The organism is Panacagrimonas sp., from assembly GCF_965216805.1.
Taxonomy (GTDB): Bacteria; Pseudomonadota; Gammaproteobacteria; order Nevskiales; family Nevskiaceae; genus Panacagrimonas.
Genome location: NZ_CBDCGN010000003.1, coordinates 2,085,594 through 2,098,544 on the forward strand (window position 1 = coordinate 2,085,594; position 12,951 = coordinate 2,098,544).

At 65.6% G+C, this 12,951-nt stretch carries 12 protein-coding genes; 9 read left to right on the forward strand and 3 right to left on the reverse strand.

Going from position 1 to position 12,951, the window contains the following annotated elements; translation table 11 throughout:
- Positions 1–200: 200 nt before the first annotated feature.
- The gene (gene trxB, locus ACOOHP_RS22575) at positions 201–1,154 is read right to left on the reverse strand and encodes a thioredoxin-disulfide reductase (protein WP_420468698.1); all 954 of its coding nucleotides are present in this window, start codon (positions 1,152–1,154) and stop codon (positions 201–203) included.
- Positions 1,155–1,349: 195 nt separating this feature from the next.
- Here trxB and alaC point away from each other — a divergent pair, with 195 nt between their 5' ends.
- The 8 genes from alaC to purF all read left to right on the forward strand — a co-directional run bounded on the left by alaC (position 1,350) and on the right by purF (position 8,563).
- Positions 1,350–2,585, forward strand: coding sequence for an alanine transaminase (gene alaC, locus ACOOHP_RS22580; protein WP_420468699.1), 1,236 nt, complete (start codon positions 1,350–1,352; stop codon positions 2,583–2,585).
- Positions 2,582–3,892, forward strand: coding sequence for a homoserine dehydrogenase (locus ACOOHP_RS22585; protein WP_420468700.1), 1,311 nt, complete (start codon positions 2,582–2,584; stop codon positions 3,890–3,892). The genes alaC and ACOOHP_RS22585 overlap by 4 nt, the downstream gene beginning before the upstream one ends.
- A 3-nt stretch (positions 3,893–3,895) precedes the next feature.
- Entirely contained in the window at positions 3,896–4,492 is a 597-nt protein-coding gene (locus tag ACOOHP_RS22590; protein ID WP_420468701.1) for a GNAT family N-acetyltransferase, read from the forward strand.
- A gap of 65 nt (positions 4,493–4,557) precedes the next feature.
- Entirely contained in the window at positions 4,558–4,836 is a 279-nt protein-coding gene (locus ACOOHP_RS22595) for an AbrB/MazE/SpoVT family DNA-binding domain-containing protein (protein WP_420468702.1), read from the forward strand.
- Positions 4,833–5,267: a type II toxin-antitoxin system VapC family toxin gene (locus ACOOHP_RS22600; protein ID WP_420468703.1), complete on the forward strand. Its 435-nt coding sequence runs from the start codon at positions 4,833–4,835 to the stop codon at positions 5,265–5,267. Before ACOOHP_RS22595 ends, ACOOHP_RS22600 begins: the two co-directional genes overlap by 4 nt.
- Positions 5,264–6,385 (forward strand): threonine synthase, encoded by a 1,122-nt coding sequence (gene thrC, locus ACOOHP_RS22605; RefSeq protein WP_420468704.1) that lies wholly within the window; start codon positions 5,264–5,266, stop codon positions 6,383–6,385. Before ACOOHP_RS22600 ends, thrC begins: the two co-directional genes overlap by 4 nt.
- Positions 6,386–6,454: 69 nt before the next feature.
- The gene (locus ACOOHP_RS22610) at positions 6,455–7,030 is read left to right on the forward strand and encodes a CvpA family protein (RefSeq protein WP_420468705.1); all 576 of its coding nucleotides are present in this window, start codon (positions 6,455–6,457) and stop codon (positions 7,028–7,030) included.
- Between the two features lie 12 nt (positions 7,031–7,042).
- On the forward strand, positions 7,043–8,563 hold the full coding sequence (purF, locus tag ACOOHP_RS22615; protein ID WP_420468706.1) for an amidophosphoribosyltransferase: 1,521 nt from the start codon (positions 7,043–7,045) through the stop codon (positions 8,561–8,563).
- 549 nt (positions 8,564–9,112) lie between these two features.
- Here purF and ACOOHP_RS22620 read toward each other — a convergent pair.
- Positions 9,113–9,433, reverse strand: coding sequence for a 2Fe-2S iron-sulfur cluster-binding protein (locus ACOOHP_RS22620; RefSeq protein WP_420468707.1), 321 nt, complete (start codon positions 9,431–9,433; stop codon positions 9,113–9,115).
- Between the two features lie 16 nt (positions 9,434–9,449).
- The gene (locus ACOOHP_RS22625) at positions 9,450–10,712 is read right to left on the reverse strand and encodes a cytochrome P450 (protein WP_420468708.1); all 1,263 of its coding nucleotides are present in this window, start codon (positions 10,710–10,712) and stop codon (positions 9,450–9,452) included.
- 849 nt (positions 10,713–11,561) lie between these two features.
- Here ACOOHP_RS22625 and ACOOHP_RS22630 point away from each other — a divergent pair.
- On the forward strand, positions 11,562–12,951 hold a 1,390-nt coding region (locus ACOOHP_RS22630), incomplete at its 3' end, for a cadherin-like domain-containing protein (protein WP_420468709.1).

Consider the following 12,951-nt stretch of genomic DNA (forward strand, 5'->3'; position numbering starts at 1 on the left):
CTTCAAGGCCGTGATCTCGCTCTGGCTTGGATCTTCGTTTCGGTCGCAGCCTGACCCGCGGCGCCGCCCGGCGCAAGAGCCGCGGCGAGCAGATCGCGGGTCCGGCTTCTATTCGGCCTTGCGTCGACCACGGGTCTTTTCACATGGTGCGGCCGGTCGAGAACCGAGGCCGCGGCGCGCCTGCAGCACGACAAGCCGGCTCACTGGGTGGTGGCCAGCGCGTCAAGGTAGCGCTCGGCGTCGAGCGCCGCCTGGCAGCCGGTGCCCGCACTGGTGATGGCCTGGCGATACACGTGGTCCATGACGTCGCCGGCGGCGAACACGCCGGGCACGCTGGTCAGCGTGGCATCGCCCTGACTGCCGCCGCGCACTTTGATGTAGCCGCCCGCCATGTCGAGCTGGCCTTCGAAGAGGCCGGTGTTGGGCGTGTGCCCGATGGCGATGAACACGCCCTTGAGCGGGACCTCGCGCATGGCGTCGTTTTTGACGTTGCGGATGCGCATGCCGGAGACGCCGGTGCTGTCGCCCAGCACCTCGTCCAGGGTGGCGTCCCAGACGATCTCCACCTTGCCTTCAGCCTGCCGCTTGAACAGCTTGTCGTGGAGAATTTTCTCGCCCTTGAACTTGTCGCGCCGGTGCACCACGGTGACCTTGTTGGCGATGTTGGACAGGTACAGCGCCTCTTCCACCGCGGTATTGCCGCCGCCGATCACCGCCACGTCCTGACCCTTGTAGAAGAAGCCGTCGCAGGTGGCGCAGGCGGATACGCCCTGGCCCCGATAGCGGGTCTCCGACTCCAGGCCCAGGTAACGGGCGGAGGCGCCGGTGGCGATGATCAAGGCGTCTGCGGTGTATTCGCCCTGGTCGCCGGTCAGCTTGAACGGGCGCTGCTTGAGATCGACGGCGTGGATGTGGTCGTAGACGAACTGCGTATCGAAGCGCTCGGCGTGGCGGCGCATGCGGTCCATCAGGTCGGGCCCCATCAGGCCTTCGACATCGCCCGGCCAGTTGTCGACCTCGGTGGTGGTCATGAGCTGACCGCCCTGTTCGATGCCGGTGATCAGCACCGGCTCGAGGTTGGCGCGGGCGGCATAGACCGCAGCGGTGTAGCCGGCAGGCCCGGAGCCGAGAATGATCAGTCGATGGTGGTTCATGAACGCGATGTGGGAGTGAAAAGCCCGTTCGCAAGACGGGCGGCGGCAAGGAACGACATTTTAGGCGCCATATTTCGGTCGCGTCTGGCCTTTCGTTGCGGCGCGCCGGGCGCCCGTGTCTAATACGCGGCTCGCTTTTCGAGCGGTCCGCCTCGAACGGATCCCCTGTTCGGGCCTCGCCGCCGTGGTCTTCCCGTGAATACGAACTTTCCGCGCATCCAGCGCCTGCCGCCCTACGTCTTCAATATCGTCGGTGATTTGAAGAAGGCGGCCCGAGCCCGCGGCGACGACGTCATCGATTTTTCCATGGGCAATCCGGACCAGCCCACGCCCAAGCACATCGTCGACAAGTTGGTGGAGTGCGCCGTGCGCGGCACCGAAAGCGATTACGTGCGCCCGGAAGTGCACGACGAAGACGGCACCCACACCCATCGCTATTCGGTGTCCAAGGGCGTGCCGCGCCTGCGTCGTGCTATCAGCCGCTGGTACAAGCAACGTTACGACGTGGACGTCAACATGGACACCGAGGTGATCGCCACCATCGGTTCCAAGGAGGGTCTGGCGCACCTGGCGTTTGCGACCCTGGCGGCCGGCGACGTGGTGCTGGTGCCCAATCCGGCGTATCCGATCCATCCCTACGGTGTGGTGCTGGCGGGTGCCGACGTGCGCCATGTGCGGCTGACACCGGAGGTGGATTTCTTCGAAGAGCTGGAACGCGCCATCAAGGAAACCTGGCCGGCGCCGAAGATGCTGATCCTGAATTTTCCAGGCAACCCGACCACGCAGTGTGTGGACCTGGCGTTCTTCGAAAAAGCCGTGGCCTTGTGCCGCGAACACCAGATCTGGCTGATCCACGATCTGGCCTATGCCGACATCGTGTTCGACGGCTACACCGCGCCCTCGGTGCTGCAGGTGCCGGGGGCCAAGGACGTGGCGGTGGAATTCTTCACCCTGTCCAAGAGCTACAACATGCCGGGCTGGCGGGTAGGCTTCATGGCCGGCAATCCCACCCTGGTCGGCGCGCTGGCGCGCATCAAGAGCTATCTGGACTACGGCATGTTCACGCCGATCCAGGTGGCGGCCATCGCCGCGCTGGAAGGACCCCAGGATTGCGTGGCCGAGATCCGCCACATGTACAAGCAGCGCCGCGACGTCCTGTGCGAAGGCCTCAACGCCGCCGGCTGGAAGGTCGAAAAGCCCAAGGCGACCATGTTCGTATGGGCCGAGATTCCCGAAGCCTTCAGGCATCTGGGCTCGCTGGAGTTCTGCCGTCTGCTGATGAGCGAGGCCAAGGTCGCGATCTCGCCCGGCATCGGTTTCGGCGAATACGGCGATACGCATGTGCGCTTTGCGCTGATCGAAAACGAGCACCGCACACGTCAGGCGGTGCGAGGCATCAAGAAACTGTTGAAGGACGGACCCAAGACATGAGCGACCCGATTCGCGTTGGCCTGGTGGGCCTGGGCACCGTGGGCCAAGGCGTGCTGCGCGTGCTGCGCAACAATGTCGACGAGATCGAACGCCGCGTCGGCCGCCGCCTGGTGGTCACCCATGTGGCCACCAAGGACCTGGCGCTCAACAGCGAGCCGCTGGACGGCATCACCGTGAGCGACGACGCGCTGGCCAGCGTGCGCGACGCGGAAGTGGATGTGTTTGTCGAGGTCATGGGCGGCTACACCATCGCCAAGCAGGTGATGCTGGCGGCGATCGCGCGTGGCAAGCCGGTGGTCACCGCCAACAAGGCGCTGCTGGCGGAGCACGGCAATGACATCTTTGGCGCGGCGGCGGCGGCCGGCGTAGCGGTGGGCTTCGAGGCCGCGGTGGCTGGGGGCATTCCCATCATCAAGGCGGTGCGCGAGGGCCTGTCCGGCAACCGTATCGACAGCGTTGCCGGCATCATCAACGGCACCTGCAACTACATCCTCACCCAGATGACGATGAAGGGGCAGGGCTTTGCCGAGGCGCTGGCCGACGCCCAGAAACTGGGCTACGCCGAGGCCGACCCCACTTTCGACATCGAGGGCGTGGATTCGGCGCACAAGCTGGCGCTGCTGGCGAGCATCGCCTTCGGCATGCCGCTGGCGTTCAAGTCGGTGTACTGCGAAGGCATCTCGAAGATCGGCGCGCAGGACATCCAGGCCGCGCAGGCGCTGGGTTACCGCATCAAGCTGCTGGGTCTGACCCGACGTGACGAATCCGGCGTGTCGATGCGCGTCCACCCCACCCTGGTGCCGGACGACCAGCTCATCGCCCGCGTCGACGGCGTGGTCAATGCGGTGGTGGCGCATGGCAACGCGGTGGGTACGGTGGGCTTCTTCGGCCGTGGCGCCGGCGGTGATCCGACGGCTTCGGCGATCGTCGCCGACCTGGTCGATGTCGCCCGCAACCTTGGCGCGGATGCGCGCCACCAGGTCCCGGTGCTGGGATTCCGGACCGACGCCCTGCAGCCGTTGCCGCTGCTGCCCATCGCCGAGGTGCATTCCAGCCATTTCCTGCGCCTGAGCGTGGCCGACGAGGCTGGCGTGCTCAAGGCCATCACCTCAGTGCTGGCCGAATCCGAAATCAGCATCGAGGGCATCCTGCAGAAGGAGCCGCGCGAGCACGAGGACGCCAGCGTGGCACTGATCACCAGCGTGGTGCAGGAGTCGCGCTTCGAGACTGCACTGCAGCGGTTGCTGGCATTGCCGTTCGTGCGTGACGGGGTTTCGCACATCCGTGTCGAGCACTTCAGGGACTGAAAGATGCCCGCGCTGTTGCCGGTCCGTCTGGAGGGACGCCATGTTCTCCTCGATCCGCTGATGCCGGAAGATGCGCAGGCGCTGTTTGCCGCTGCCGGCGACGACGTGGAGATGTTCCGCTTTCTTTCGGAGCCTCTGCGCACCCTGCAGGACCACCGCGATTACGTGCAGCGTGGGCTGGAAGAGCAGGCTGCCGGCCGCGCGCTGCCGTTCTGCATTCGTCTGCGCAATACCGGCGAGGTCATCGGCAGCACGCGGTTCGCCGCGTTCGATCCCGCGCATCGGCGCGCCGAGATTGGCTGGACCTGGATCGCGCGCAAGGTGCAGCGCAGCGCCGTCAATACCGAGTGCAAGCGCTTGCTGCTCGCGCACGGATTCGACGTGCTGGAATTGAACCGGATCGAATTCAAGACCGACGCCCTCAACACGGTGTCGCGCGCCGCGATCACGCGTCTGGGCGCAACCCAGGAGGGCGTGTTCCGCCAGCACATGGTGATGCCCGATGGGCGCGTGCGCGACACGGTGTACTTCAGCATCGTTCGCCGGGAGTGGCCGTCGGTGCGGGTCGCCCTGGAGCAGAAGCTCGATCCGGATCGTTGACGGTATCCTGGGTGGCACAGAAAATGCCACGATCAGTGCCATTATCCAGTGCCATAAAAAATTCCATGAACTCTCCCATTGCCCCTGCGATCTCCATGGACGCCAGCGGCCGCCTGGTGTTGCCCAAGGCGGTACGCGACCAACTGCATCTCAAGGCGGGGGCCAGACTCACGGCTGAAGTCGTGGGCGGTCGAATCGAGCTGACACCGCAGGATGACGATTGCGAAATCGTGGTCAAGGACGGGATGCCGGTGATCCGGTTCCGACGCAACGTGAAGGTCGACGCGGCAGCCGCAGTTCGCGAAGATCGCGAAGAGCAGGCCAACCGTGCGTTGCGCCGGTGAAAGTTGCGCTCGACTCGTCGGTGCTGACCGGCGCACTGCTCGAACGCGAACCGCACAATCAATCCTGTCGCAAGCTGCTGACTCGCCGATCCCTGACGGCCTGGACGCACGCCATCAGCGAAACTTTTTCGTCGCTCACCGGGGGGCGGCAGGAGTGGCGGGTGCCGCCATCGGTGGCCAGCCAGTTGATCGACGGCCTGCTGATGCCGCGCTTGAATTTCATCGAACTCAACGCGCAGGAGATGAGTGCGGCGCTGCGCGAGGCCCAAGCAGCCGGCGTCCGTGGCGGCGCGGTACACGATTATCTGCACCTGGTCGCCGCCCGCAAGGCGGGCGTCGGGGCGTTCTACACGCTTAACCTGAGACACTTCGTCGCCGTGGCCCGCCGCGGTGACCCCGAAATTCTGCCACCCGAAAGTCTGAATCCATGACCCGCTACACCGGCCTTGTCGATCACTACCGCCACCGTCTGCCGCTGGCTCCTAGCGCGCGCGCAATCGCTATCGGCGAAGGCCGCACGCCGCTGATCAGGCTCGAAAACCTGCCGAACAAGCTGGGCTTCGAAAATGAGGTCTACGTCAAGTTCGAGGGGCTCAACCCCACCGGCTCGTTCAAGGATCGCGGCATGACCGTGGCGGTGACCCAGGCCGTGCACGAGGGGTCCCTTGCCATCATCTGCGCCTCCACCGGCAACACCTCGGCGGCGGCGGCGGCCTATGCGGTGCGCGCCGGCATCACCGCCTTTGTGCTGATCCCGGACGGCAAGATCGCACTCGGCAAGCTGGCCCAGGCGGTGGTACACGGCGCGGTCGTGATCCAGATCCTGGGCAACTTTGACGACGGCATGCGGCTGGTCCGGCAAGTGGGCGAGACCACGCCGGTGTCCATCGTCAACTCGATCAATCCGTACCGCCTGCAAGGGCAGAAGACCGCCGCGTTCGAGATCGTGGAGGCGCTCGGCCGTGCGCCGGATTATCACTGCCTGCCGGTCGGCAACGCCGGCAACATCTCTGCCTACTGGATGGGCTATTCGGAGATGACCGGCCAGACCACTTCGGCCTCGCGCGCCTTCGGCGCTGTGCCGACCTATGACCTCAGCGCGGTCGCGGATCACCGGCCGATCATGTGTGGCTACCAGGCGGCCGGGGCGGCGCCGTTCCTGCGCGGCGGGCCGGTCGCGAACCCGGAGACTCTGGCCACTGCGATCCGCATCGGTGATCCGCAGTCCTGGGACTTCGCCTGGGAAGCGCAGAAGCAGTCCGGCGGCTGGTTCGATGAATGCACCGACGACGAGATCCTGGCCACGCAAAAGCTGCTGGCGGAAACCGAAGGTGTGTTCTGCGAGCCTGCCTCGGCGGCCTCGCTGTGCGGCGCACTGCGCGATATCAAGTCCGGCAAGATTGCGCCCGGCAAGACGGTCGTGTGCACCCTGACCGGCAATGGGCTCAAGGACCCCGATATCGTGATGAAGCACGGTCTGGCCGGCCTGATCCAGGTGCCGGCAGAACGCGACGCGGTCGCGAAGTGCCTGCTGGATCGCATGAGCTGAAGATGAATCTGGCGTGCCGGTGCGCGCCAGGCTGCTAGAATCCGCGCGCTTTTCCATTCGCTTAACAGGATGAACTGGCTGGATTACGGCATCGTCGCGGTCGTCGTGCTGTCGATCCTGATCGGCTTCGTGCGCGGCTTTACCCGCGAGTCCCTCGGGCTGGGTACCTGGATCCTGGCCATACTGCTCAGCGTGGCCTTCGGCCCGGCTTTCGCCGCATGGCTGACTCCGCATTTCGAACAACCCTTGCTGCGCGCGGGCGTCGCGTACGGCGGGCTGTTTCTGGGTGGCCTGTTGATCGGCGGTATCTTGACCGCAGTATTGGTTACGCGGGTCAGGGAGAGCCGCTTCTCCACCGCAGATCGCACCATGGGTTCGGGCCTGGGCCTGATCCGTGGAATCCTGTTTGTCGGGCTGGTGGTATTGCTGGGTGCGACCGTGGGTTTCGACGATGAAAGCTGGTGGCAGCAGTCGGTGCTGATCGAGCCGGCGCAGGTTGTGGCCGACGGTCTGGACGTGCTGATTCCGGATGCCTGGCTGGAGCCCTTGCGCCCCGATTCGGGCGTCATGCCCTCGTCAGAGTCCAAGGAAGAGTTGCCCGTGGCACCCGCCGCGCGCAGCCTGGCCGATTCGCCCCAGCCCTAGGAGACGCGTTCGATGTGTGGAATTGTCGGCATTCATTCCAACGGCGCGGTCAATCAGGAGCTGTACGACAGCCTGAACATGCTGCAGCACCGCGGCCAGGACGCGGCGGGCATCATCACCACCGACGGCAATCGTCTGCATCTGCGCAAGGACAACGGTCTGGTGCGCGATGTCTTCCACAACGAAGACCACATGATGCGGTTGCGCGGCAACGTCGGCATCGGCCACGTGCGCTATCCCACCGCCGGCGTCACCACCTCGGCCGAGGCGCAGCCCTTCTACACCAACATGCCGTTCGGCATCTCGCTGGCGCATAACGGCAATCTGACCAATTCCGAAGAGTTGAAACTGGAGCTGTTCAGCGAGGACCGCCGCCATCTGAACACCGAGTCGGACTCCGAGGTCCTGCTCAACATCTTCGCGCACGAACTGCTCACCCAGAACAAGCTGCGCCTGCAGCCCGACGACATCTTCGCCGCGGTCTCCGGCGTACACCGGCGCTGTCGCGGCGCCTATGCGGTAGTGGCGCTGATCAGCGGTTACGGCCTGGTGGGTTTCCGCGATCCCTACGGCATCCGGCCCATCGTGTACGGGCGCCGCAAGACCGCGGCCGGCTACGAGTACATGATCGCGTCGGAGTCGGTGGCGCTCAACGCCCTGGGCTTCGAGCTGGTCGCCGACATCCTGCCCGGCGAGGCGATATTCGTGTCGCACGACGGCAAGCTCTACAAGCGCCAGTGCGCCGCCAACCCGGTGTATTCGCCGTGCATCTTCGAATACGTGTACCTGGCGCGGCCCGACTCGCTGATGGACAAGATCTACGTTCACAAAGCGCGCCTGCGCATGGGCGAAAAGCTCGCCGAACGTATCCAGCGCGAGTGGCCGGATCACGACATCGACGTGGTCATTCCCATCCCGGACACCTCGCGCGTGCCAGCCTCGGAACTGGCCACCAAGCTCGGCGTTCATTACCGCGAGGGCTACGTCAAGAACCGCTACATCGGCCGCACCTTCATCATGCCGGGGCAGGGCCAGCGCAAGAAGTCGGTGCGCCAGAAGCTCAACCCCATCGACGTGGAATTCCGCGGCAAGAACGTGCTGCTGGTGGACGACTCCATCGTGCGCGGCACCACCAGCCAGGAGATCATCCAGATGGCGCGCGACGCCGGTGCGCGCAAGGTGTACCTGGCCAGCGCGTCACCGCCGGTGCGCTATCCCAACGTCTATGGCATCGACATGCCCAGCCCGGCCGAGCTGATTGCACACGGCCGCAGCATTCCAGAGCTGGAAAAACTGCTCGGCGCGGACCGGCTGATCTTCCAGACCCTGGAGGATCTGATCGACGCGGTGCGCCACAAGCATGCGCAGATCCAGAACTTCGAGTGTTCGGTGTTCACCGGCGAGTACATCACCCAGGACGTCACCACCGAATACCTGAGCCAGTTGGAGCTGTTCCGCTCCGACGCCGCCAAGGCCGCGCGCAACAAGTCGGCGGCTTCGGTGATCGAGATCGAGAACGCGGGCGCGCGCTGAGCGCCGACGCCGTATCGGCCTTTGAGCAATTTCGGTTCAAGTGCAGACACGCTTGCCATCATCCTGAGCGCAGTAAAGGATCTATTTTCAAGGCGTGGGCGAAATTGGAGAAAAGATGCAAGGCCTGCGGCGGCCGCTTCGCGGTCGCTGCGCGTGGAATGACAAAAGCGATGACTTCACTTGTACGGAAGTCGGTAAGTGAGGCGACGGCACCGGGCACCCGTCAACCCAAGTGGGATCTTGATTTGCGACCAACCTCAGCCCGGCCTCATGGCGTGCTCCCCTCTCCCGCAAGCGGGAGAGGGGCCGGGGGTGAGGGCCTCGCCGTCGCTGCCGCACTAAGCCGAGCGGCCCTCACCCCGGTTGGGTTTACGCAGGAGCGTCTCAATGGCACTCCCTGTTAGCCAAACGCCGGCGCTCGCCTGTCTGTGGCGCACAGAGCTTGGGGTTCACTCACCCCATAGAACCACTATGGGGTTCGCTCCACCCCGGCGCCCTGCACGTCCTCGGCGTACGGCCATCGCTCGATCCCCCTGTGAGAAATGCGGGCTAGTGCTGCCCAGGGGGCGTACGCACGACGATCCCGTCGAGCGCGGCGCTCAGCTTGATCTGGCAGCCCAGCCGCGACGACTCGTCGTAGCCCTCGGAGAACTGCAGCATCGACAGCTCATGTTCTTCCATCGGGGGCAGTTGGGCGCGCCAGGCGGCTTCGACGTGAACGTGACAGGTGGCGCAGGCACAGGCGCCACCGCAGTCGCCGTCGATCCCGGGCACCAGGTTGTCGACTGCAGCGTCCATGATCGTGGTGCCGTCTCTGGCTTCGATCTCGCGTCGGGTCCCGTCGTGTGAGACGAAGGTGATCTTGGGCATGAAAGTGTGTTCCGGTTCAGGGGTGGATGCGGACGGGCAGGGACTCGTAGCCCTTGACGAAGGGTGACATGACCCGCGTCGGCTCGCCCACCACCTCGATCTGCTGCGGCCGTGGCCAGCGCTTGAGAATCTCTTCCCAGAGAATCTTGAGCTGCAACTCGCCAAGACGATTGCCGACACAGCGGTGGATGCCGAAGCCGAACGACAGGTGATGCCGTGGCCGCGCGCGGTCGATGATGAACGCCTCCGGATTTTCGATGGCGGTGTCGTCGCGGTTGCCGGAGACGTACCACATGATCACCTTGTCGCCCTTGCGGATGGTCTTGCCGCCCAGGGTGGTGTCCTGGGTGGCGGTGCGGCGCATGTGCGACAGCGGCGTCTGCCAGCGGATGACCTCGGGGATCATCGACGTCATCAGCGCCGGGTTGGCGCACAGCTTGTGGTACTCGTCCGGGTATTGATTGAGCGCCACGATGCTGCCGGTCATGGAATTGCGCGTGGTGTCGTTGCCGCCCACGATCAGCAGCATCACGTTGCCCAGGTATTCCTCCGGCGTCATGTTCCGGGTGGCGTCGGAGTGGGCCATCATCGAGATCAGGTCGTTGCCCGGCGCCTGGTTGACGCGCTCGTTCCACAGCCGCGTCATGTACTGCGCGCATTCGCCCATGATCTGGGTGCGATGTTCCTCGCTGTCGACCACGCCGGCGCCCGGAATCGCGGTGGCGGCATCAGACCAGAACGTGAGCTTGGCGCGGTCCTCCCAGGGAAAGTCGAACAAGGTCGCCAGCATTTGCGTGGTGAGGTTGATCGACACCTGCTTGACCCAGTCGAACTCCACGCCGACCGGCAGCTCGTCCAGCGCCTGTCCGGCGCGTTCACGGATCACCGACTCCATGCGGGCCAGATTCTCCGGCGCCACGATCGGGCTGACCGCCTTGCGCTGCTCGTCATGCCGCGGCGGGTCCATGGCGATGAACATCGGCAGGCTGGCCACCACGTTGGCGTCCATGATGGTGATGCCGCCGGCGCGTGAATCGGAGGAGTAGACCTGCGGCTGGGTCTCGACCTCCATGATGTCCTTGAAGCGGGTCACCGACCAGTACGCGCCGAACAGGCTGTCCTTGCACCAGTGCACCGGGTCTTCGGCACGCAGGCGCTCGAAGTAGGGCCAGAAGCTGTAATCCCGATAGAGCTGCGGATGGCTGACGTCGATCTGGTCCAGCGGCGTGATCCAGGCCGGATGATTGCGGGCGGCTTCAGGCACGGCAGGCGCGTTCATGGGTGGTCTCCTCCTCAGGTCGAACCATTGTGGCGTCGCGGGTCGGCGCGGTCACCTGACGAAGGTCGAGTTTAGTCGGCCCGCAGCCAACGTCAGCCGGTGGTGGGCGGAGGCGCTCCACGGTGCGGACGACCGACGGTATGCGACGTGAGATGGCACCCACCGCACGGGCAGGGATGCCGAACCTGGGCGTAGCCCGGCGGAAGAGGGGTTGCCGTGGCAACGGGTTGCAGAACTCCGGTATCGCAGCGCGCCAGTATCGAAACGAAACCGGTCTTCGGATTTCTTCTCCCGCAGGCGGGAGAAGGTGCCCCGCGGGGGCGGATGAGGGGTTTGTACGAGCGTGGGCGAATCGAGAATCAAGGAAGCCCACGCCCTGAAAGCCCCTCCCCCCAGCCCCTCTCCCGCTTGCGGGAGAGGGGAGAACCGTCAACTGTTTTGGTAAGGCTCAACAGTGACGAAGCAACTTCCTCTCCCTCTGGGAGAGGGCGGGGGTGAGGGGCCGCGCGGAGCGCGGCTGGCAGCTTTCGCGCGCGGCCAGGCTCGGCTTCGCCTCGTGCCCTCACCCGGCGCTTCGCGCCGACCTCTCCCGGAGGTAGAGGTGAACAAAAGCCCGTGCCGGCTCATGAATCGAACTCTCGACAGCGAACCCACGCCGCCCGGACGAGAGGGGGGCAGGGGGTATCCCGCCTCGGGATACGACCCCTGCCGGTTCCGAATCATCGCGATGAGGGGTTTTGCCCGCCGCTGACGCTTTGGTGTGTAGGAGTCGTTTTTCCTGCGTCCGGGGGCTTCATCGATCTCGGCGTGGACCACTGATCGGGTAATCAATTTTCGAGGTGCAAGGCAATGAAAACACAGGACGAAGTCGGCCAGACTGTAGATGACCAGATGCTGCCGCAGGCTGGCGCGCCGCAATCCCCGGTCGAGCAGGCGGCAGTGGAAAGCCTGCCTCATGGCGCCGCTGGCACGCCGCTTCAGCCACTGCGCCGGAAAGCCGACGAAGCTGCTGAACCGACCGCGAGCGAATCCGCCGCCGCCGTCCCCGAAGCGGCGGTCGCGTCCCTGGATGCCGCATTCCAGGCCAGTGTTGGCGCACCGACGATGCTGGCCCGCCTGGAGGCCGATGCCGAAGTCGCCGCCGACGGCTCCGCGAGCCTGACCGATGGCGAAGGGGTGACGCCTTACGACACCATCCCCGTGCGGGGCGCGCAGCCGCTACCCGGCCCCGCGCCGACCTGGCTCGACACCTGGAAGTGGCCGCTGGGCCTGCTGGCGGGCGCCGCCACCGTGGCCGTGGTGGCCTCTGACGACAGTAGCGGCGGCGGCAGCGGCGGCTCCGCACCACCCCAAGACACCGACGCCCCCACCGTTCCCGCCCTGGCGGACCTCGGCGGCATCCCCGATGGCGGCATCACCCGCCAGCAGAGCTTCACCCTGTCCGGCACCGCCGAGCCCGGCAGCACCATCACCCTGCGCGACGGCGACACCGTGCTCGGCACCGTGCTGGCGGATGAAAACGGCAACTGGACCTTCACCACCGCCGAACTGCCCGACGGCCCCCACGCGTTCACCGCCACCGCCACCGATGTCGCCGGCAACACCAGTGGCGCATCCAATGCGGTGAGCGTCACCGTCGACACCACCGCCCCCGAACCCGGCACGCTCAGCATCGCCAACCGCGACGACGACACCGACCCCGACTTCGACCTCATCCTCGATGGCGCCGAACCCGGCGCTGCCGTCACCTTCCAGATCAGCACCGACGGCGGCCAGACCTGGACCGACACCGGCGCATCTCAGACCGATCTTCCCCCCGGCGACTACAGCTTCCGCGTCCTGGTCACCGATGCCGCCGGCAATGTCACGACGGGCGAATCCCTGAACCTGAGCGTCGAAGCCGAGGTCATCGACCCGCCGCCACCCCCACCCGACAACCAAGCCCCGCAGACCACCGCGGTCACCCTGGCCGGTATCGATGAAGACAGCGGCCCCCGCCTCATCACCCAGGCCGAGCTGCTCGCCAACGCCAGCGATCCCGACGGCGATAACCTGATCGCCAGTGCCCTGAGCCTCACCTCCGGCAACGGCAGCCTGGTCAACAACGGCGACGGCACCTTTACCTACACCCCGGATCCCGACGACAACGGCAACGTCAGCTTTACCTACAGCATCAGCGACGACGCTGACCCCGCCGCCACCATCCCCGGCAGCGCCAGCCTGGCCATCGCCCCGGTCA

What these genes read in the sequence shown, in the direction of transcription:
- ACOOHP_RS22610 (WP_420468705.1), top strand. Translation starts at nt 6,455, where the DNA reads ATGAACTGGCTGGATTACGGCATCGTCGCGGTCGTCGTGCTGTCGATC.
- ACOOHP_RS22595 (WP_420468702.1), top strand. Translation starts at nt 4,558, where the DNA reads ATGAACTCTCCCATTGCCCCTGCGATCTCCATGGACGCCAGCGGCCGC.
- ACOOHP_RS22590 (WP_420468701.1), top strand. Translation starts at nt 3,896, where the DNA reads ATGCCCGCGCTGTTGCCGGTCCGTCTGGAGGGACGCCATGTTCTCCTC.
- purF (WP_420468706.1), top strand. Translation starts at nt 7,043, where the DNA reads ATGTGTGGAATTGTCGGCATTCATTCCAACGGCGCGGTCAATCAGGAG.
- thrC (WP_420468704.1), top strand. Translation starts at nt 5,264, where the DNA reads ATGACCCGCTACACCGGCCTTGTCGATCACTACCGCCACCGTCTGCCG.
- trxB (WP_420468698.1), bottom strand. Translation starts at nt 1,154, where the DNA reads ATGAACCACCATCGACTGATCATTCTCGGCTCCGGGCCTGCCGGCTAC.
- ACOOHP_RS22585 (WP_420468700.1), top strand. Translation starts at nt 2,582, where the DNA reads ATGAGCGACCCGATTCGCGTTGGCCTGGTGGGCCTGGGCACCGTGGGC.
- ACOOHP_RS22620 (WP_420468707.1), bottom strand. Translation starts at nt 9,433, where the DNA reads ATGCCCAAGATCACCTTCGTCTCACACGACGGGACCCGACGCGAGATC.
- ACOOHP_RS22625 (WP_420468708.1), bottom strand. Translation starts at nt 10,712, where the DNA reads ATGAACGCGCCTGCCGTGCCTGAAGCCGCCCGCAATCATCCGGCCTGG.